The organism is Cellulosimicrobium sp. SL-1 (genome assembly GCF_011033075.1).
Taxonomy (GTDB): Bacteria; Actinomycetota; Actinomycetes; order Actinomycetales; family Cellulomonadaceae; genus Cellulosimicrobium; species Cellulosimicrobium funkei.
This window is the reverse complement of record NZ_JAACJC010000001.1, coordinates 47,168-64,258: the sequence shown is the minus strand read 5'-3', so window position 1 is coordinate 64,258 and position 17,091 is coordinate 47,168. Positions and strand designations below refer to the sequence as shown.

The following is a 17,091-nucleotide window of genomic DNA, read 5'->3' as shown; positions in this document are numbered from 1 at the left end:
CCCGCACATGGTGGCACACTCGTGGCCGTTCCGTGAAGCCGGTGCGCCGACGCCGTCGGATCCCGGTCGCCCCGGGACGCGGCGCGACGCCGCGGGGCCGCCCCCGGGCCCTCCTGCCCGCCCGGCGCCGCCGCCGGGGAACGACGAGGCCCGCACCCCGGGCGGGGTGCGGGCCTCGTGCGGCGTGCGACCGGTCCCGTCAGGACGGGACCGGTGAGATCACTTGAGGGTGACCGTGGCGCCGGCGCCCTCGAGGGCAGCCTTGGCCTTCTCGGCCGTCTCCTTGTTCGCGCCCTCCAGGACCGGCTTCGGGGCACCGTCCACGAGGTCCTTGGCCTCCTTCAGGCCGAGGGACGTGAGCGCGCGCACCTCCTTGATGACCTGGATCTTCTTGTCGCCGGCAGCCTCGAGGATGACGTCGAACTCGTCCTTCTCCTCCTCGGCCGGGGCGTCGCCCGAGCCACCCGCGGGGGCGGCGACCGCGACGGCGGCGGGGGCGGCGGCGGTGACCTCGAAGGTCTCCTCGAAGGCCTTCACGAACTCGTTGAGCTCGATGAGGGTGAGCTCCTTGAACTGCTCGATGAGCTCGTCGGTGCTGAGCTTCGCCATGATGGCGTTCCTTTCGGTCGGTGCTCGGCAGCGGCCCGGTGCGGGCCTGCCAGAAGCGGGGTGTGTGCTTGCGCTGCGTGGATCACGAGACCGGGGCGTGCCCCGGGCGCGGGATCAGGCGGCAGCGCCCTCCGATTCCTGCTTCTGACGCAGGGCATCGATGACGCGGGCGGCCTGGGCGGTGTTCGCGGTGAAGACGTAGGCAGCCTGGAAGAGCTTGGCCTTCATCGCGCCGGCCGCCTTGGCCAGCAGGACCTCACGGGACTCGAGGTCCGCGAGCTTCGTGACCTCCGCGGCGGTCAGGGGGCGCCCGTCGAGGACACCGCCCTTGATGACCAGCGCGGGGTTCGCCTTGGCGAAGTCACGCAGACCCTTGGCTGCCTCGACCGGGTCCCCGGTGACGAAGGCGATTGCCGACGGGCCCTGCAGGTCGGCGTCGAGTCCCTCGACACCGGCCTCCTTGGCCGCGATAGCGGTCAGCGTGTTCTTCACCACGGCGTAGGTTGCGTTGCCGCTGAGCGACCGACGCAGCTGCTTGAGCTGCGCGACGGTGAGCCCGCGGTACTCGGTCAGCACGGCAGCGTTCGAGTCGCGGAACTTGTCCGAGATCTCGGCGACTGCGGCTGCCTTGTCCGGCCTCGCCATGGCAATCCTTCCGGTGGTGGTACCACCGGCGTCCGTCCCGGAACGAGAAAGAGCCCCGCGCAGGCGCGGGGCTCGCAGTCGCACGCGCGGCGGGGCCGGGCGGACGTCGTCGATTCGCTACCTGCGCTGGCCTCCACCTCGTGGGCGGGACTTCGGTCCGTCACGTCCTGCAGACGGAGTCTGCGGGCAGCGTCGGACGACCGGCGGTCTTGGGTACACGCTCATCGTACGGGACGACGGCGCGTGCTCCAAACCGCGGCCCGTGCCGTCAGAGAACCAGCGGGCCGAAGCAGACCAGCGGTACCGGCTCGGGCTCGTCGGCGACCGCCCGGGCGAGCGCCGTCCCCGGCATGGCGCCGTCGCGCAGCTCGGCGTGGAGCGACGGCATGACGCGCGCCGCGACGTCGTCGCGCAGCGGGGCCACGCTCGCGATCACCGCGCGGGCGCCGAGCCGCAGCAGGACGCTCGTCAGACCGAGCGACTCGCCGCCGATGCGCGGCGTCGAGAGCCCCACCTCGCACGCCGACAGCACGACGACCACACCGTGCAGGTCGGTGCCGTCGAGCTCGTGGGCGAACAGCGGGCCGTCGGCGAGCCGGAGCGACGAGAACAACGGGTTGTCGGTCTCGTGCGTGCCGTGCGCGGCCAGGTGCACGACCCCCGCGGTGCGCAGGCCGTCGACGACGGCCTCGCACGTCGCCTCCTCCCCCGCGAGCGCCTCGGCCCCCTCCCACACGGACGCGACGAGCTTCGCCTCGGCGCCGGAGAAGCGCAGGCCCGGTCCGGCGACGACGAGCGCCTCGTCCGTCCGACGCACCGGCTCGCCGTCGCGCAGGTCCACCCACGAGTTCGCCCACGTGCGCAGCCCGCGCCGCGAGGGCAGCGAGGCCCACGGCAGCGCGAGCAGCAGGTCGCGGGCAGCGACGTGGAGGTCGCCGTCCGCCTCGAGCGGGACGACGAGCGCGTCGTCGAGCGCGGCCAGCGTCCGGGACAGCGAGCCGACGGCGGCCTCGCGCATGGGGACCGGGATGAGCACGTTCGACAGGACCGCGAAGTCCGCGCGCGCACGACGCACCTGCTCGGCGACCGCTGCGCGCGACGCGAGGCGCACGAGCCGAGAACCCCGGGCGCTGACGCGGACGGCGAGCACGTCGTCGCCGTCCAGCATGAGGTCGGCCACGACCGCGTCGGACCCGGCGTCGGCCAGCGTGGCGCGCAGCCGCCGTTCCGACGCGGGGACCGGGGCCGCGGCCCCTCCCCCGTGCTGCCAGGAGCGCCGTCGTGCGTCGTCCTGGAGGCGCCGCGCCGCCTGGAGGTGGTCCTGCCGGCGCGCGAGGCTGGCCGCGTCCGAGGGCGCCCCCAGCGCGCGGGCCGCCTCGACCTCGCGCCGGGCGGCGGCGAGGAGGTCCGCGAGGACCGGGTCCGCCGGCGGGCGCACGCGGCCCGTCCCGGCGAACGCCGCCCGGCCACGCTCGACGGCGTCGAAGATCGTCCCGGGGCGCCGGGTGCGCAGCGCGGCCTCGACGTCGACGTTGCCGAGCCGCACGCCGTGCACCGCGGACGCCGTCACCGCGTCCACGGACCCCAGCCGCGCCCGGTGGTCCGCGAGCGCCGCCTGGCCGCGCCGCACGGCGCGGACGCCGGCACGCCGGTTGCCCGCCACGAACGCGAGCTGCGCGAGGACCGCCTCGTGCTGGAGCCGGACGGGGAGCGGAGCGCGGCCGAGCCGCGGGGGCACGGCCCGCAGGACCTCCTGCGCCCCGCGCACGTCGCCCGCGGACACGAGCCACTCGACGGCGAGGAGTCGCGCGGGGACCGTGATCCCGAGACCCGAGACGCTGTCCAGGCTCTCGCCGTCGTGCGCGAGGTCGAGCGCCCAGGTCGCGTGCCGACGGGCGCGCGCCGGGCCCACGGGTGTCGCGCGGTGCTCCGTGAGCGCCGCCTGGAGCTCCGCGACGCGGGCGCGCAGCACCCACGGCCTGTTGCCGAGGCGGTCGAACCGGCGCGACGCCGAGCGGGCGAGGCGCCGCGCCTCGGCGTACCGCCGCAGGCCGAGCACGACGCGCGACCGGACCAGCTCGACCTCCGCGAGGTCGCGCAGCATGCGGTAGCGGGAGAGGTGCTCGCGCGCCTCGCTCAGCGCCTCGTCCGCCTCCGTGAGCAGGCCGGCGTCGAGCAGCACCTGCGCGCGGTCGATGAGCCCGACGGCGGCGTGCCGGTCCGGCGCCTGCGCCGCGGCCTCGTCCATGGCGCGCAGGGCGACCGGCAGGTCGCCGCGCAGGTACTCCGCGTACCCGAGGTTGTGCCGGGCCTTGGACACCAGGAGCTCGTCCCCGAGCGCGGTGGCCCGGTGGACGGCGTCGTCGAGGTCGCGGCTCGCCCCCTCGGCGTCGCCCAGCTCGAGGCGCAGGGAGCCGAGGTTGAGCAGCAGGACGGCCGCGTCGAGGGGGCGCGCGTCGTCGATGACCTCGGCCGCCGTCTCCAGCTCGTCCAGCGCGGCGGAGACGTCGCCGGTCCGCAGCCGCAGGAGCCCGCGCTGCGACCGCACGACGAGGGCCAGGTCGCGCATGGCCAGCGCGGCACCGCGCGCCTCGACCTCGGCGAGCCGTTCGTAGGCGCCGTCGACGTCGCCCGTCAGCTCGAACTCGGCGAGCGCGAGCCCCAGCAGGGCGCGCGCGGCCAGGTAGGCGTCGTCCCGGCTCGCGTCCTCGCCCGCGGCGTCGACGTCCTGGACGATCTGCGCGAACGCACGGCTCGCGCGCCGGTGCTGGCCGCGCGCGTTCACGGCCTGCGCAGCAGCCAGTCGGGCCTCGAGCACCTCCCGGCCGCTGCGCACCACCGCTCATCACCTCATGCGTCGTCACCCGGGGTCGGGACCAGACCCGTCGCCAGGGTAATGGACGGCCACAGCCAGGCGCAGCGGTCCGGCGCGCCCTGGCCGGGCTGCAGGACGCCCGGGTCCGTCGGGTCGTCGGCGATCCGCTCGAGCAGCGACGCCGCGAGCTCGCCCGCGAGGACGGGCGCCGCGAACGACGTCCCGCTCCACGTCGCGAACCCGCCCTGGAACCCCTCGGGGTCGATCGTCGCGCGGTATCCCGGGCCCCACAGCTCCTGGACGTGGCGCGACGGCGCGACGGCGCCGTCGATCGTGCGCGGGATCGTGGACACGAGGGCCGCGCCCGGGCGGGTGCACGTGATCCAGGGGCCGTCGTTGCTGAAGAGCGACACCGTCCCGTCGGGGTTCTCCGCACCGACCGTGAGGACCGGCGGCTCGTCGAGGAGCAGCGTCACCCCCTCGAGCGGCACGGGCGGCTCCGCCTTCCGGTTGATCCGCGGGGCGAACGCCGCGGGGTAGGTCGGGCGGGTCTGCCCGTCGTTGCCCGACGACACCACCACGACGACGCCGTACCGGCGCAGCGCGCGGATGAGCGCCCCGAAGGGGGCGTCGAAGTCCGCGTCCTCCGGGCGCTCGTGGTAGTACCCGAGCGAGAGCACGAGGACGTCGATCGGCGCGTAGCCGTCGTGACCGGACAGGCCGAGCACGTGCCACAGGAGCACGCGGCGCAGCGTCCGCAGGAGGTCGCGCTCCGGCACGACGCCCGACCCGCCGTAGAGGCGCGGGGCGAGGATGACGGCGTCCGGGCAGAGCTGGTGCACGAGACCCGCGATGAACGTCCCGTGGCCCGCGACCGGGTCGAGCGGACCGGTGAGGGGCGAGACCGACACGCCGCCGATCTCCGGGTCCTCGTACGGGTACTCCGTCGGCGGCAGCGTCGACAGCGGCTGACCGAGCAGCTCGGGGTCGCGCACGACGATCGTGCCGCGCGTCTCGAGGTCGTCGTCGAACCACGGGTGCTCGCCGACGCCGGTGTCGAGCACGGCGACGACGGGGCGACGGACACCGTCGCCCGCGACCCACGGAGTGTCCCCCGCGGGCAGCGCGCGGCGCGGCACGGGCCCGATCCAGCTCACGGGCGTGCGGCCGCCCGAGCCCGGCAGGGAGTACTCCGCGGTGCCCGCGAAGGGGTGCGGCTGCGTGTAGGGGTGGGGCTGGGTGTACGGGTGCGGCTGCGTGTAGGGGTGGGGCTGGGTGTACGGGTGCGGCTGCGTGTACGGGAACGGCTGGGTGTACGGCTGGCCGCCGATGAACGGGGTCGGCGCGACCATGTGGTCGAGCGCGAGCCGCGGGCTGTGCCGGTCGTCGGGGCACAGCCGTCCACGCAGCTCCTCGACGAGGTGCCAGGCGTCCGGGAGCTGTCCCTGGGCGTCGTCGCGGTAGCGCAGGCGCACGGAGTAGCCGAACGTGCGGAGCAGGTCGGTCGTCGTCTCCGGGTCGAGGCCCGCCTCACGGACGAGCTCGGCGTCGTCGAGGCTCTCCTGCTGCACCTCCACGCGGAGGCCGAGACGCTCGGCCGCGCGCTCGAGCCACCGCAGCGAGCGGTTCCCCTCGCGGTCGAACGGCGACTCGGGGATGAGGATGCGGTCGCCCACGTACCAGGTCGGGTGCGGGGACTGCTGCCCGGCGCGACGCTGCGCGGCGACCGGGTCGATCGTGCGGGTGCGCCACTGGAGCCGGCTCGGCCGGTCGCCGAAGAAGCCGGGGTCCGCCGCTGCGGGGGGCTCAGGGGTCTCGCTCACGTGCTCCTCCTCGGGAGATGACGTTCGTCCGGTGCCGCGCGCGTCGTCGTCGACGGGCGGCCGCCCGCGCACCGCTGCGCGGGGAAGGGTTGCTGGTGGTGGTGCGGCCGGTGGGCCGCGGGCGTCGCCCGCGGCCCACCGGGTGCTAGAGCTCGACGACCGGCGTGCTCACGGCGCCGCCGGCGCCGTCGGCGCGGCGGACCACGAGGCTCGCCGGGCCGCGGTCGACGGCCTCGAAGACGAAGCGGCCGTCGTCGTCGCTCGTCGTCTCGCTCACCACGCCGGGGCGGTGCAGCTCGACGCGCAGCGCCGTCGCGGGGGCGGCCCAGCCGTCGATGCGGATGCGGCCGTCGTCCGTCGGGGACAGCGAGATCATCACCGTGACGGACTCGGACGTGAACGTGATCGTGCGCGCCTCGACGGGCGGCGCGTCGCCGCGCACGGACGTCGCGGGAGCCTGGACGTACTCCAGCTCCATGACCTCGGCCTCGAGCCCGGCGAGCGTGATCGCGAAGAGCGACCGCTCGACGAGGCCGTCCGGGACGGGGTCGATCTCCTCGGCGATCCGCGCGAGGTCGGCCAGGAGGGCGAGGTCGACGGCGTCGAGCGGCTCGTCGGGGCTGTGCGTCGGCTCGGTGCTCATGATGCTTCCCACGGTTCCCCCTGGTCGTCGATGATGTCGCGCAGCTTGGCGAGGCAGCGGCCCCGCGTGGAGCCGATGCTCCCGACGGGCATGCCGATGGCGGCCGAGATGGCCTTGTAGTCCGGACGGTCGGCGAGCGACACGAGGTGCAGGAGCTGGCGGCAGCGTTCCGGCAGCCGGTCGAGCGCGGCCCAGAGGGAGCGGTCGCGCTCGTTGCGGAGCACCTCGACGTCCGGCGTCGGGTCGCCCGACGGGAGCTCGGGGACGCCCTCGTCGGTGTCGTCCGGGAGCTCGGTGCGCCGTCGGGCCTCGTCGCGGTGCTTGCGCACGGCCTCCCAGGCCGCGCGCTTGGCCGTGATGAGCAGCCACTTGAGGACGGCGTGCGGTTCCTTGATGGTCATCGCGTTGCGCACGAGCGCGACCCACACCGTCTGGACGAGGTCGTCGGCCTGCTCGCGCTCGACGCCCTGCGCGCGCACCGTGTGCCACAGGAGGGGGGAGGCCTCGCGGACGAAGTCACCGAGCGCCTCCGGGCGGCCGTCGCGGTACTCCAGGAGCGCGAACGCACCCCGGTCCCCCAGGCTGAGGCCCGGTTCGCCGGTGTCGGCCACCTCGTCGGTCGTTCTGGTCATGGGGCGCACTGTCCTCGGCACGCTCGTCCGGTCAGGCATCAGCGGGGGGTCCCCGGAAGCGCCTGATTCTACGGCCGGGCCGGTGGGGTCGACAACCATCGTCACTGGTCACACCCCTCCCGGCTCGTGCGGTTGCGTCGCATCTCGTCCCTCCGGCACACGGGCGGGAGCGTCTGGTCGGCGCTCCTCCACCCGGACGAGAGGGGCGGACCGCCCGTCTGATACATCGCGGTCGGCTCCGTCCGGAGCGATCCCTGTCCGGGACCCGCACCGGCGGACCCGTCCGGATCACGCACCGCTCCGAACCCGGGGCGACGCGCGGAGAGGCCGCGCGACCACCGAGCGGAGACCACCATGACCTCGTCCCCGAACCGCCTGCTCGCAGCCGTCTTCGGCACCGTCTACCTGCTGGTCGGCCTCGCCGGCTTCGTCGTGACGTCGGGGGTCGGCTTCGCCGCCACCGAGGGCCGCAACCTCCTGCTGTTCGAGGTGAACCCCCTGCACAACATCGTCCACCTCGGCATCGGGGCGGCGCTGCTGCTCGCGTCGCGCAGCGTCCGGGCCGCGCGCGGCACGAACGTCGCGATCGGCGCGGTGTACCTCCTCGTCGGCGTGGTGGGGCTGTTCCTCGTCGACACCGGCGCCAACATCATCGCGCTCAACGGCGCCGACAACGTGCTGCACCTCGCCAGCGCTCTGCTGCTCCTCGGCGTCGGGCTCGCCGCGGACCGCGAGGACGCGGGCCGCGCCGTCACGGCATGACGACGCCCGTCCCGACCCGCCGCGTCGGCGCCGCGCTCGCGCTGCTCGGCGCCGGGATCGTCGACCTCGGGCTCGTCCGGGGCGCGTTCCCGGCGCCGTCCGGCCTGCTCGCGCTGGCCACCGGGGCCGGGGAGCTCGTCGTCGCGCTCGTGCTCCTCGCCCGCGGGCCGCGGCCCGGGCGCCCGACGGCGGTCCCGCGCGCCGGGATCGCCCTGCTCCTCGTCGCGACCGTCGCCGGGGTGGCCGTGCCCGTCGCGTCCGGCGTGCCGCTCTCCGCGGGTGCGGCCGCCGCGGCCGCCCTGCGGGTCGCGACGGCGTGCGTCCTCGCCCGCCCGGCGCGCGTCCCCGCCGACGGCCCGCCGGCGCGCGCCGGGGCGCGGCTCGTCGCGCTCTTCTCGGTGTCCGTCGTGGTCGCCGCCGTCGCGACGTTCGGTCTCGGCGGGACCGACGCCGCGCGGCACGCCGTGCCGCACGGGTCCCACCTGCCCGTCCTGGGGCACCTGCCGGGGCACGGCCCGGCCCACGACGGCGGGCCCGGCACCGCGCCGTGAGGGCCCGACGGCGGCTGCCCCCGGCGCGGCGCCACGCCTCCCGGAGGGTACGAGTTCTCCCGTAACCGCGGGGCCCGAAGTTCCGGGGAATCCCTCATGCCGCGCGGCGGGCACCGGGCCTAGCGTCGGGAGCGACCCCTGCACCCACACCGCGGGTGCGGACCGGCGAGGCGCGACGACGCGCCCCGCCCGAGCACGAGGAGCACCTCCGTGAGAACAGTCCTCCCCGGCCGCACGCGCGGCCTCACCGAGCGCGCGCTGCGCGCCCTCGCCTCCGTCGTCGCCGCGGCGACCGTCGTCGCGGGCGGAGCGCTCGCCGCCGCGCCCGCGACCGCCGCGGCGCCGTCGGCCGCGCCCGCCGCTCCCGTGAGCGCCGCCGCGCCGTCGGGCAGCACGCAGTGGCTCACCGGCTACTGGCACAACTTCGACAACGGCTCCGTGACGATGCGCCTGTCCGAGGTCCCCCAGGCGTACAACCTCGTCGCGATCGCGTTCGCGGACAACCTCGCCGGGACCCCCGGCGGCATCACGTTCAACCTCGCGAGCGCGGAGCTCGGCGGCTACACCGAGGCCCAGTTCAAGGCCGACGTCGCGGCCATCCGGGCGCAGGGCCGCAAGGTCGTGATCTCCGTGGGCGGGGAGAAGGGCAACGTCATCGTCTCGAACGCGACCGAGGCGAAGAACTTCGCCGACACCACGTACGCGCTCATGCAGAAGTACGGGTTCGACGGCGTCGACATCGACCTCGAGCACGGCATCAACGCCACGTACATGTCGAGCGCCCTCCACCAGCTCGCGGCGAAGGTCGGTCCGAGCCTGATCCTCACCATGGCGCCGCAGACGATCGACTACCAGGCGACGAGCATGGGGTACTACCAGCTCACCCTCGCGATCAAGGACATCCTCACGATCGTCAACACCCAGTACTACAACTCCGGCTCGATGATGGGCTGCAACCAGCAGGTCTATTCGCAGGGCACGGTCGACTTCCTCACCGCGCTCACCTGCATCCAGCTCGAGATGGGCCTGCGCCCCGACCAGGTGGGCATCGGCGTCCCGGCCGTGCCGCGCGCCGCGGGCGGCGGCTACCAGCCGCTCGCGAACGTCGTCAAGGCCGTCGACTGCCTCGAGGTCGGCACCGGCTGCGGCGCCTTCAAGCCCGCGAAGCCGTACGGCAAGATCGGCGGCGTCATGACCTGGTCGATCAACTGGGACAAGACCAACGGCAACCAGGTCGCGTCCGTGATCGGCGGCCGCCTCGCGAGCGGTCCGACCACGCCCACGGAGCCGACCAACCCCACCGAGCCGACCAACCCCACCAACCCGACGAACCCCACCAACCCCGGGACCTGCACCGCGACCGCGTGGTCGGCCTCCGCCGTCTACACCGGTGGCGCCCGCGTCTCCCACCAGGGCCGCACCTACGAGGCCAAGTGGTGGACCACCAACGAGAACCCCGCGCAGAGCGGGCAGTGGGGCGTCTGGAAGGACCTCGGCGCCTGCTGACCCGGCCGGCGCACCCTCGGGCGACCTGCTGAGACGACGACGGCGCGGCACCCTGGTCGGGTGCCGCGCCGTCGTGCGTGGTGCGGACGGAGGACCGTCCGCGGGGAGGACTGCCGTCAGGCGGCGTCGTCCTCGAGCAGCTTCGTCGTCTTGGACTGGTCCAGCGGGATGCCGGGGCCCATCGTCGTCGTCAGCGTGGCCTTGGTGATGTACCGGCCCTTCGAGGACGACGGCTTGAGACGCAGGACCTCTTCGAGGGCCGCCGCGTAGTTCTCCACGAGCGCCTTCTCGTCGAACGAGACCTTGCCGATGATGAAGTGCAGGTTGCCGTGCTTGTCGACACGGAACTCGATCTTGCCGCCCTTGATGTCCGACACGGCCTTCGCCACGTCCATCGTCACGGTGCCGGTCTTCGGGTTCGGCATGAGACCACGGGGGCCCAGCACCTTGCCCAGACGACCGACCTTGCCCATGAGGTCCGGCGTCGCCACGGCGGCGTCGAAGTCGGTGTACCCGCCGGCGACCTTCTCGATCAGGTCGTCGCCGCCGACCTCGTCGGCACCGGCCGCACGGGCCTCCTCCGCCTTCGCCGCGTTCGCGAAGACGATGACGCGGGCGGTCTTGCCCGTGCCGTGGGGGAGGTTGACCGTGCCACGGACCATCTGGTCCGCCTTGCGCGGGTCGACACCGAGGCGGAACGCGACCTCGACGGTCGCGTCGTACTTCACGGTCGACGTCTCCTTGGCGAGACGGATCGCCTCGAGCGGCGCGTAGAGACGCTCGCGGTCGATCTTCTCCTCGGCGTTGCGGTACGCCTTGCTGCGCGTTGCCATCTGCTTCTCCTTCTGCAGTCGTGGTCAGCGGGTCCGCGCGGACCCTGCCACTGCCGCCCACGGTCGTGGACGGACACTTCCGATGTTGCCACGCTCGGCCCGACGCATGGTCTGCTCGGGCCGAGCGCCGCTCACGCTCCGGCAGGACTCGCTGGCGCTCGTCCTACCTCCGCGCTCGCTCTGCTCAGCCCTCGACAGTGATGCCCATCGAGCGGGCCGTGCCGGCGATGATCTTCGACGCGGCGTCGAGGTCGTTCGCGTTGAGGTCCTCGAGCTTGGTCTGGGCGATCTCGCGCACCTGGTCCGCGGTGATCTTCGCGACCTTGGTGGTGTGCGGCGTCGCCGAGCCCTTCTGCACGCCCGCGGCCTTCTTGATGAGCTCCGCCGCCGGCGGGGTCTTCGTCACGAAGGTGAACGAGCGGTCCTCGTAGACCGTGATCTCGACGGGGATGACGTTGCCGCGCTGCGACTCGGTCGCCGCGTTGTAGGCCTTGCAGAACTCCATGATGTTCACACCGTGCTGACCGAGCGCGGGGCCGATCGGCGGCGCGGGCGTCGCCGCACCGGCCTGGATCTGGAGCTTGATGAGGCCGGAGACCTTCTTCTTGGGAGGCATGACTCTTCCCTGGCTTTCTTCTCGTGGGCCGACGCCGTGGGCGATGACCCGGTTGCAGTGCTGCGCTCACGCGGGGCGGCTCGGGCCGCCCGCGCGTCAGATCTTGGCGACCTGGTTGAACGACAGCTCGACCGGGGTCTCCCGGCCGAAGATGGAGACGAGGACCTTGAGCTTCTGGTTCTCGACGTTGATCTCGGAGATCGTGGCGGGCAGCGTGTCGAACGGGCCGTCCGTGACGGTGACCGACTCGCCGACCGTGAAGTCGACCTCGACGGGAGCCTTCGCCGCGGCCTGCGCGGGCTTGCCGGCCTCCGGGGCGGGGGTGAGCATCGGCGCGAGCATCGAGAAGACCTCGTCGAGCGTCAGCGGCACCGGCTGGTGGGTGTGCCCGACGAAGCCGGTGACACCGGGCGTGTGGCGCACGGCGCCCCACGACTCGTCGGTGAGGTCCATGCGGACGAGGACGTAGCCGGGGATGCGCACGCGTCGGACGATCTTCTTCTGCGCGTTCTTGATCTCGGCCACCTCCTCCATGGGGACCTCGATCTGGAAGATGTAGTCCTCCATGTTCAGGCTCTGGATGCGGTTCTCCAGGTTGGCCTTCACACGGTTCTCGTAGCCCGCGTAGGAGTGGATGACGTACCAGTCGCCCGGCTGCGAGCGCAGCGTGCGCTTGAACTCCGCGACCGGGTCCTCGATGACGTCGCCGTCCTCGTCGGCCGGGCGGACCTCGTCCGCCTCGTCGTCGTCCGACGGCTCGTCGTCGTCCGCCGCGTCGTCGGTCTCGTCAGCGGCGTCGTCCGTCGCGTCGTCGTCGGCCTCGTCAGCGGCGTCGAGGGCCTCGTCGGCTCCGTCGACCGCCGGGACGTCCGTGGTCTCGTCGACGTCGTCCTGGGCACCCTCGGGCTGCGTCGGGTCGACGTTCTCCGTCTGGTCCAGCGACTCCTGGGACACGAACGAACCTGCTTTCTCAACGAACTGCTCGAAGACTTCTTCTGGAAGCGCCGACGGCGCCCCGAGAGGCGCCGGCTGCCGTGCTGACCCGGCCTGGCCGGGGAAGGTCGTGCGCTAGCCGAAGACCCACCGGACGGCCTGGCCGATCCCCAGGTCGAGGACGGTCACGAACGCCATGACCACGACCACGAAGACGAGGACCACCGTCGTGTAGGTGATGAGCTCGGACCGCGTCGGCGTGACGACCTTGCGGAGCTCGGCGACCACCTGGCGCACGAACAGGGCGATGCGCGCGAAGACGTTGGGCTTCTTGTCCGCGGACGGACCGCCCTTCTTCTTCACCTCGTCGGCGCGTGCACCGCCTGCACCCACGGCCTCTGACGGCGATTCGCTCACTCGATCTTCCCCATCGCTCACGTACGGGACCTGCTCGAACCCTCGGTGCGACCCGGTGCCGGGCCGCGCGCGGATCCCGGGAAGGTCCCGCGAGAGCCACGCCGTGCAGGGTAGACAGGACTCGAACCTGCAACCTGCGGTTTTGGAGACCGCTGCGCTACCAATTGCGCCACTACCCTTCGTGCCGACGGCGCCCCGCGCGGCCCCGCTCCCTGGACGAAAGTCGTCTCACGGGCGCGGACCAGCGTGGCGGGCGTCAACCACCGAGGGATCACTGTACGCGACGCGGCGCCCCTGGTCGAACCACCGTCCACCGATCGGTGGACACGAGGTCCGGACGAACGGGCGTCGCGGCCCGGGGGCTCGCGCCGACACGCTGGTCCCATGACGACGACACCCCTCCCCGCCGGCCCCCGCGGCGCCGGCTCCGGCCCCGGCGCCGGGCAGAGCGGACCGGCCGTGGACGTGCGCGGCCTGCGCAAGCGCTACGGGCCCAAGCAGGCCGTCGACGGCATCGACCTGCGCGTCGAGCGCGGCGAGATCTTCGCGGTCCTCGGCCCCAACGGCGCCGGGAAGACCACCACGGTCGAGATCCTCGAGGGCTTCCGCCGCCGGGACGCGGGCGAGGTCCGCGTGCTCGGCGAGGACCCCCAGACCGCGGGCCGCGCCTGGCGCTCGCGCCTCGGCGTCGTCCTCCAGGACTCGCGCGACCAGGCCGAGCTCACGGTCGCCGAGCTCGTCCGGCACTTCGCGACGTTCTACCCGACGCCGCGGGACCCCGACGAGGTGATCGACGCCGTCGGGCTGCGGGAGAAGGCCCGCACGCGCACGCGCCAGCTCTCCGGCGGGCAGCGCCGACGGCTCGACGTCGCGCTGGGGATCGTCGGCCGGCCGGAGCTGCTGTTCCTCGACGAGCCCACGACGGGGTTCGACCCCCAGGCCCGCCGCGCGTTCTGGGCGCTCGTCCGGTCGCTGCGCGAGGACGGCACGACGATCCTGCTCACGACGCACTACCTCGACGAGGCGGCCTACCTGGCCGACCGCGCGGCCGTCGTGCGGTCGGGGCAGGTCGTCGCGCTCGACGCGCCCGACCGCCTCGGCGGCGCGGAGGCGCGCCGTCCCGTCGTGCGGTGGCTCGACGGCGGCACCCGGCGCTCCGAGCGCACGGACTCCCCCACCGCGGTCGTCGCGGCGCTCGCCGCGCAGTACCCCGACGGCGAGGTCCCCGGGCTCGAGGTGACGCGCCCGAGCCTCGAGGACGTCTACCTCGAGCTCATCGGCGAGCCGGTCGCGTCGAGCGACCCGGCGCCCGCCCCCCATCGGCCCGGCGCACCCGCCGCGGCCCGCACGCCCGACGACGCGACCGTCGTCGTCCCCGAGGAGGCCCGACCGTGACCGTCGCCCCGACCACGCGCGCCCCGCGCGCCGCCCTGCCCGGGCCCGCCCGCCTCGGCATCGAACGCACGCGCGCCGAGCTGCGCGGGTTCTTCCGCGAGCGCGACGCGGTCGTCTTCATCTTCACGTACCCGCTCATCATGCTCGCGATCTTCGCGACGGTGTTCGACGGGCAGGACCAGGGTGACGCGGGCTACTCCGTGCCCTTCGCGCAGTACTTCCTGCCGGGCATGATCGCGACGGGCGTCATGCTCACGAGCTTCCAGTCGCTCGCGATCTCGATCGCGGTCGAGCGCGACGACGGCGCGCTCAAGCGCCTGCGTGCGACCCCGCTGCCCGCGTCGGCGTACTTCTACGGCAAGGTGGGCCTGGTCCTCGCGACCTCGATCGTGCAGACGGCGCTCCTGCTGCTCCTCGCGGCCGTCGTGTACGACGTCCCGATGCCCTGGGACATGCCCGACGCCGCGACCCGGCTCACGACGTTCGCGTGGGTGTTCGTGCTCGGGTGCGCCGCGGGCGCCGTGTGCGGCGTCGCGTTCTCGTCGCTGCCGCGCTCGGGCCGCTCCGCGACGGCGGTCGTCACGCCCGTCGTGCTCGTGCTGCAGTTCATCTCCGGGGTGTTCTTCGCGTTCTTCGCGCTGCCCGCGTGGATGCAGACCGTCGCCTCGGTGTTCCCGCTCAAGTGGATGGCCCAGGGGATGCGCTCGGTCTTCCTCCCCGAGCAGGCCGCGGCGCTCGAGCCGTCCGGGTCGTGGCAGCACGGCGCGACCGCTGCTGTACTGGTCGCATGGCTGGTGCTGGGGCTCGTGGTGGGCGCGCGCTCGTTCCGGTGGCGGCGCCGTGACGACGGCTGACCCGCCGTCGCCCGCGGGCGGGCTCCCGGCGGCCGGTGCCGGAGCCGGGATCGAGGACGGGGCCGGGGACGGTGCGGCCACGGCCACGGCCACGGCCACGGCCCAGCTCGACGGCACCTGGGCGCGCGACGTGCGCTGGTGGGACGTGGCGTTCTACGTCATCGTCGTGCTCAGCGCGCTCGCGCTGCTCACCGCAGGCGTCGCCGGCACGGCCCTCCTCGTGTCGCTCGCCGCGCTCGGGACGATCGTCCTGGCCTACCTCGCGTGGGGGCGGCGCGCGGCCCGCACGCGCGCCCAGGTGCCGGCGCACCTCTACCTCGTCGTCGCGATCGCGGGCACGCTCGTCGTCGTCGGGCAGGACGCGCTCGGCACGCTGCTGCTGTTCGCCGTCTTCACGCAGATCTGGATGCTCTCGGAGCACCTCTGGGCGCAGGTCGTGCTGTGCGTCGCGCTCGCGGCCGGCACCGCGCTCGCCCTCGCGTTCGACCCGGCGACGGGGCGCGTCGAGCCCGACGAGCTCGCGAGCGCCGCGCCGCAGATGGGCGTCGCGCTCGCGTTCGCGCTGAGCCTCGGGCTGTGGACGGCGCACACGATGCGGCAGTCGGAGCGGCACGCGCGCCTCGTCGACGCGCTGCGCGCGACGCAGGCCGAGCTCGCGCGCTCGCACCACGAGGCGGGCGTGCTCGCGGAGCGCGAGCGGGTCGCCCAGGAGATCCACGACACGCTCGCCCAGGGGTTCACGAGCGTCGTCATGCTCGCGCAGGCCGCGGGCGCCGACCTGGACCGGGGCGCCCCGGACGCGGCGCGCGAGCGCCTCGCGCTCGTCGAGTCGACGGCGCGCGACAACCTCGCCGAGGCCCGGGCGCTGGTCGCGGCCTCCGCGCCGGCCCCGTTGCAGGGCAGCACGCTCGGGGAGGCGTTGCGCCGCCTCGCGACGCGTTTCACCGAGGAGACGGGGACGCATGCGGACCTCGCGGCCGACGACGTCCCGGGGCTGTCGAGCGCCGAGGAAGTCGTGCTGCTGCGCTCGGCCCAGGAGGCGCTGACGAACGTGCGGCGCCACGCCGGGGCGGGCACGGTGCGGGTCGGGCTGCGCCACGACGCGGACGGGACCCTCCTGGAGGTGTGCGACGACGGTCGCGGGCTGCCCGACGACGCGGCCGAGGGCTACGGTCTGCGGGGCATGCGCGAGCGCGTCGCCGCGGAGGGCGGCAGCCTCGAGGTCGGGCCCGCGCCGGGCGGGGGCACGCGCGTCGCGGTGCGGCTGCCCGCGACGGGCGTGGGCACGGGCCGGACAGCCCCGACGAGGCGAGGAGCGGTGCGGTGACGGGGACGACGGGCCGGGACGGCGCGGTGCGGGTGCTCGTGGTCGACGACCACCCGGTCGTGCGCTCGGGCATCGTGGGCATGCTGGCCGCCGAGCCGGACCTCGCGGTGGTCGGGGAGGCGGGCGACGGCGCGCAGGCGGTGGAGCTCGCGCGCGAGCTGGCGCCCGACGTCGTGCTCATGGACCTGCGGATGCCCGTGCTCGACGGCGTGGGCGCGACCGCGGCGATCCTCGGCGCACCGGGCCGCGGGCGCGGGGCGGCGGGGCCGCGCGTCGTCGTGCTCACTACGTACGAGACGGACGCCGACATCCTGCGGGCCGTCGAGGCGGGCGCCACCGGCTACCTGCTCAAGGACACGCCGCGCGAGGAGCTCGTCGCGGGCGTGCGCGCCGCGGCGCGGGGGCAGACGGTGCTGGCGCCGAGCGTCGCGACGCGGCTCGTGACGTCGGTGCGCGGGACGGAGCGGCTCACGGACCGGGAGGTCGAGGTACTGAGGCTCGTGGCCCGCGGGCTGTCGAACGCGGCCGTCGGGCGCGAGCTGTTCATCGCCGAGGCGACCGTGAAGACGCACCTGCTGCGGGCCTTCGCCAAGCTCGGCGTGGACGACCGCACCGCCGCCGTGACGGTCGCGATGCAGCGCGGGTTCCTCCCCGGGGCGTGACGCGCGCGGGCGCCGTCGGCACCCCGACCTGCGGCGGGACCTGCGCCGCAGTCGTCCCGCGCCCGACG

At 74.4% G+C, this 17,091-nt stretch carries 17 protein-coding genes and 1 tRNA gene; 7 read left to right on the top strand and 11 right to left on the bottom strand.

The features are described from left to right. Window positions 1-219: 219 nt before the first annotated feature. The 6 genes from rplL to GWJ10_RS00265 all read right to left on the bottom strand — a co-directional run bounded on the left by rplL (window position 220) and on the right by GWJ10_RS00265 (window position 7,167). Window positions 220-609 carry a 50S ribosomal protein L7/L12 gene (gene rplL, locus GWJ10_RS00290; RefSeq protein ID WP_021483444.1) on the bottom strand — a complete coding sequence of 130 codons (390 nt, stop codon included), beginning with the start codon at window positions 607-609 and terminating at the stop codon, window positions 220-222. Between the two features lie 114 nt (window positions 610-723). Beyond that, window positions 724-1,254: a 50S ribosomal protein L10 gene (gene rplJ / locus GWJ10_RS00285; protein ID WP_021483443.1), complete on the bottom strand. Its 531-nt coding sequence runs from the start codon at window positions 1,252-1,254 to the stop codon at window positions 724-726. 268 nt (window positions 1,255-1,522) lie between these two features. Further along, complete coding sequence (locus GWJ10_RS00280; RefSeq protein ID WP_163184463.1) at window positions 1,523-4,093, bottom strand: CHAT domain-containing protein; 2,571 nt, start codon at window positions 4,091-4,093, stop codon at window positions 1,523-1,525. A gap of 11 nt (window positions 4,094-4,104) precedes the next feature. Beyond that, window positions 4,105-5,892, bottom strand: coding sequence for a S8/S53 family peptidase (locus tag GWJ10_RS00275; protein ID WP_163184462.1), 1,788 nt, complete (start codon window positions 5,890-5,892; stop codon window positions 4,105-4,107). Between the two features lie 145 nt (window positions 5,893-6,037). After that, window positions 6,038-6,535: a hypothetical protein gene (locus tag GWJ10_RS00270; protein ID WP_034653625.1), complete on the bottom strand. Its 498-nt coding sequence runs from the start codon at window positions 6,533-6,535 to the stop codon at window positions 6,038-6,040. Continuing rightward, window positions 6,532-7,167 (bottom strand): sigma-70 family RNA polymerase sigma factor, encoded by a 636-nt coding sequence (locus GWJ10_RS00265; protein ID WP_034653623.1) that lies wholly within the window; start codon window positions 7,165-7,167, stop codon window positions 6,532-6,534. Before GWJ10_RS00265 ends, GWJ10_RS00270 begins: the two co-directional genes overlap by 4 nt. Window positions 7,168-7,521: 354 nt before the next feature. Here GWJ10_RS00265 and GWJ10_RS00260 point away from each other — a divergent pair, with 354 nt between their 5' ends. From GWJ10_RS00260 to GWJ10_RS00250, 3 genes are all read left to right on the top strand, one after another. Next, window positions 7,522-7,929, top strand: coding sequence for a DUF4383 domain-containing protein (locus GWJ10_RS00260; RefSeq protein WP_021483202.1), 408 nt, complete (start codon window positions 7,522-7,524; stop codon window positions 7,927-7,929). Then, entirely contained in the window at window positions 7,926-8,480 is a 555-nt protein-coding gene (locus GWJ10_RS00255; protein ID WP_076405082.1) for a hypothetical protein, read from the top strand. Before GWJ10_RS00260 ends, GWJ10_RS00255 begins: the two co-directional genes overlap by 4 nt. A 210-nt stretch (window positions 8,481-8,690) precedes the next feature. Next, complete coding sequence (locus GWJ10_RS00250; protein WP_206158296.1) at window positions 8,691-9,986, top strand: glycosyl hydrolase family 18 protein; 1,296 nt, start codon at window positions 8,691-8,693, stop codon at window positions 9,984-9,986. A 116-nt stretch (window positions 9,987-10,102) separates the two neighbouring features. Here the strand turns inward: GWJ10_RS00250 and rplA are convergent, their stop codons facing one another. From rplA to GWJ10_RS00225, 5 genes are all read right to left on the bottom strand, one after another. Then, on the bottom strand, window positions 10,103-10,819 hold the full coding sequence (gene rplA, locus GWJ10_RS00245; protein WP_034653773.1) for a 50S ribosomal protein L1: 717 nt from the start codon (window positions 10,817-10,819) through the stop codon (window positions 10,103-10,105). A gap of 184 nt (window positions 10,820-11,003) precedes the next feature. Beyond that, window positions 11,004-11,435, bottom strand: a complete 432-nt coding sequence (gene rplK / locus GWJ10_RS00240) for a 50S ribosomal protein L11 (RefSeq protein ID WP_021482529.1) — start codon at window positions 11,433-11,435, stop codon at window positions 11,004-11,006. Window positions 11,436-11,531: 96 nt separating this feature from the next. Continuing rightward, the gene (nusG, locus tag GWJ10_RS00235; protein ID WP_034653779.1) at window positions 11,532-12,389 is read right to left on the bottom strand and encodes a transcription termination/antitermination protein NusG; all 858 of its coding nucleotides are present in this window, start codon (window positions 12,387-12,389) and stop codon (window positions 11,532-11,534) included. Window positions 12,390-12,503: 114 nt separating this feature from the next. Continuing rightward, window positions 12,504-12,731 (bottom strand): preprotein translocase subunit SecE, encoded by a 228-nt coding sequence (gene secE / locus GWJ10_RS00230; RefSeq protein ID WP_034653782.1) that lies wholly within the window; start codon window positions 12,729-12,731, stop codon window positions 12,504-12,506. 160 nt (window positions 12,732-12,891) lie between these two features. Beyond that, window positions 12,892-12,964 (bottom strand) — tRNA-Trp (locus GWJ10_RS00225). Window positions 12,965-13,169: 205 nt separating this feature from the next. Between GWJ10_RS00225 and GWJ10_RS00220 the strand changes: the two genes are divergently transcribed. Genes GWJ10_RS00220 through GWJ10_RS00205 form a run of 4 tightly spaced genes read left to right on the top strand, consistent with a single transcriptional unit; the run spans window position 13,170 to window position 17,023 of the window. Continuing rightward, entirely contained in the window at window positions 13,170-14,180 is a 1,011-nt protein-coding gene (locus GWJ10_RS00220; RefSeq protein WP_163184461.1) for an ABC transporter ATP-binding protein, read from the top strand. Next, window positions 14,177-15,034 carry an ABC transporter permease gene (locus GWJ10_RS00215; RefSeq protein ID WP_163184460.1) on the top strand — a complete coding sequence of 286 codons (858 nt, stop codon included), beginning with the start codon at window positions 14,177-14,179 and terminating at the stop codon, window positions 15,032-15,034. The genes GWJ10_RS00220 and GWJ10_RS00215 overlap by 4 nt, the downstream gene beginning before the upstream one ends. Then, the gene (locus GWJ10_RS00210; protein ID WP_241005606.1) at window positions 15,021-16,361 is read left to right on the top strand and encodes a sensor histidine kinase; all 1,341 of its coding nucleotides are present in this window, start codon (window positions 15,021-15,023) and stop codon (window positions 16,359-16,361) included. Before GWJ10_RS00215 ends, GWJ10_RS00210 begins: the two co-directional genes overlap by 14 nt. After that, window positions 16,358-17,023 (top strand): response regulator transcription factor, encoded by a 666-nt coding sequence (locus GWJ10_RS00205; RefSeq protein ID WP_082774644.1) that lies wholly within the window; start codon window positions 16,358-16,360, stop codon window positions 17,021-17,023. The genes GWJ10_RS00210 and GWJ10_RS00205 overlap by 4 nt, the downstream gene beginning before the upstream one ends. The last annotated feature ends 68 nt before the right edge of the window (window positions 17,024-17,091 follow it).

What these genes read in the sequence shown, in the direction of transcription:
- rplL (WP_021483444.1), bottom strand. Translation starts at nt 609, where the DNA reads ATGGCGAAGCTCAGCACCGACGAGCTCATCGAGCAGTTCAAGGAGCTC.
- rplJ (WP_021483443.1), bottom strand. Translation starts at nt 1,254, where the DNA reads ATGGCGAGGCCGGACAAGGCAGCCGCAGTCGCCGAGATCTCGGACAAG.
- GWJ10_RS00270 (WP_034653625.1), bottom strand. Translation starts at nt 6,535, where the DNA reads ATGAGCACCGAGCCGACGCACAGCCCCGACGAGCCGCTCGACGCCGTC.
- GWJ10_RS00265 (WP_034653623.1), bottom strand. Translation starts at nt 7,167, where the DNA reads ATGACCAGAACGACCGACGAGGTGGCCGACACCGGCGAACCGGGCCTC.
- GWJ10_RS00260 (WP_021483202.1), top strand. Translation starts at nt 7,522, where the DNA reads ATGACCTCGTCCCCGAACCGCCTGCTCGCAGCCGTCTTCGGCACCGTC.
- GWJ10_RS00255 (WP_076405082.1), top strand. Translation starts at nt 7,926, where the DNA reads ATGACGACGCCCGTCCCGACCCGCCGCGTCGGCGCCGCGCTCGCGCTG.
- rplA (WP_034653773.1), bottom strand. Translation starts at nt 10,819, where the DNA reads ATGGCAACGCGCAGCAAGGCGTACCGCAACGCCGAGGAGAAGATCGAC.
- rplK (WP_021482529.1), bottom strand. Translation starts at nt 11,435, where the DNA reads ATGCCTCCCAAGAAGAAGGTCTCCGGCCTCATCAAGCTCCAGATCCAG.
- GWJ10_RS00220 (WP_163184461.1), top strand. Translation starts at nt 13,170, where the DNA reads ATGACGACGACACCCCTCCCCGCCGGCCCCCGCGGCGCCGGCTCCGGC.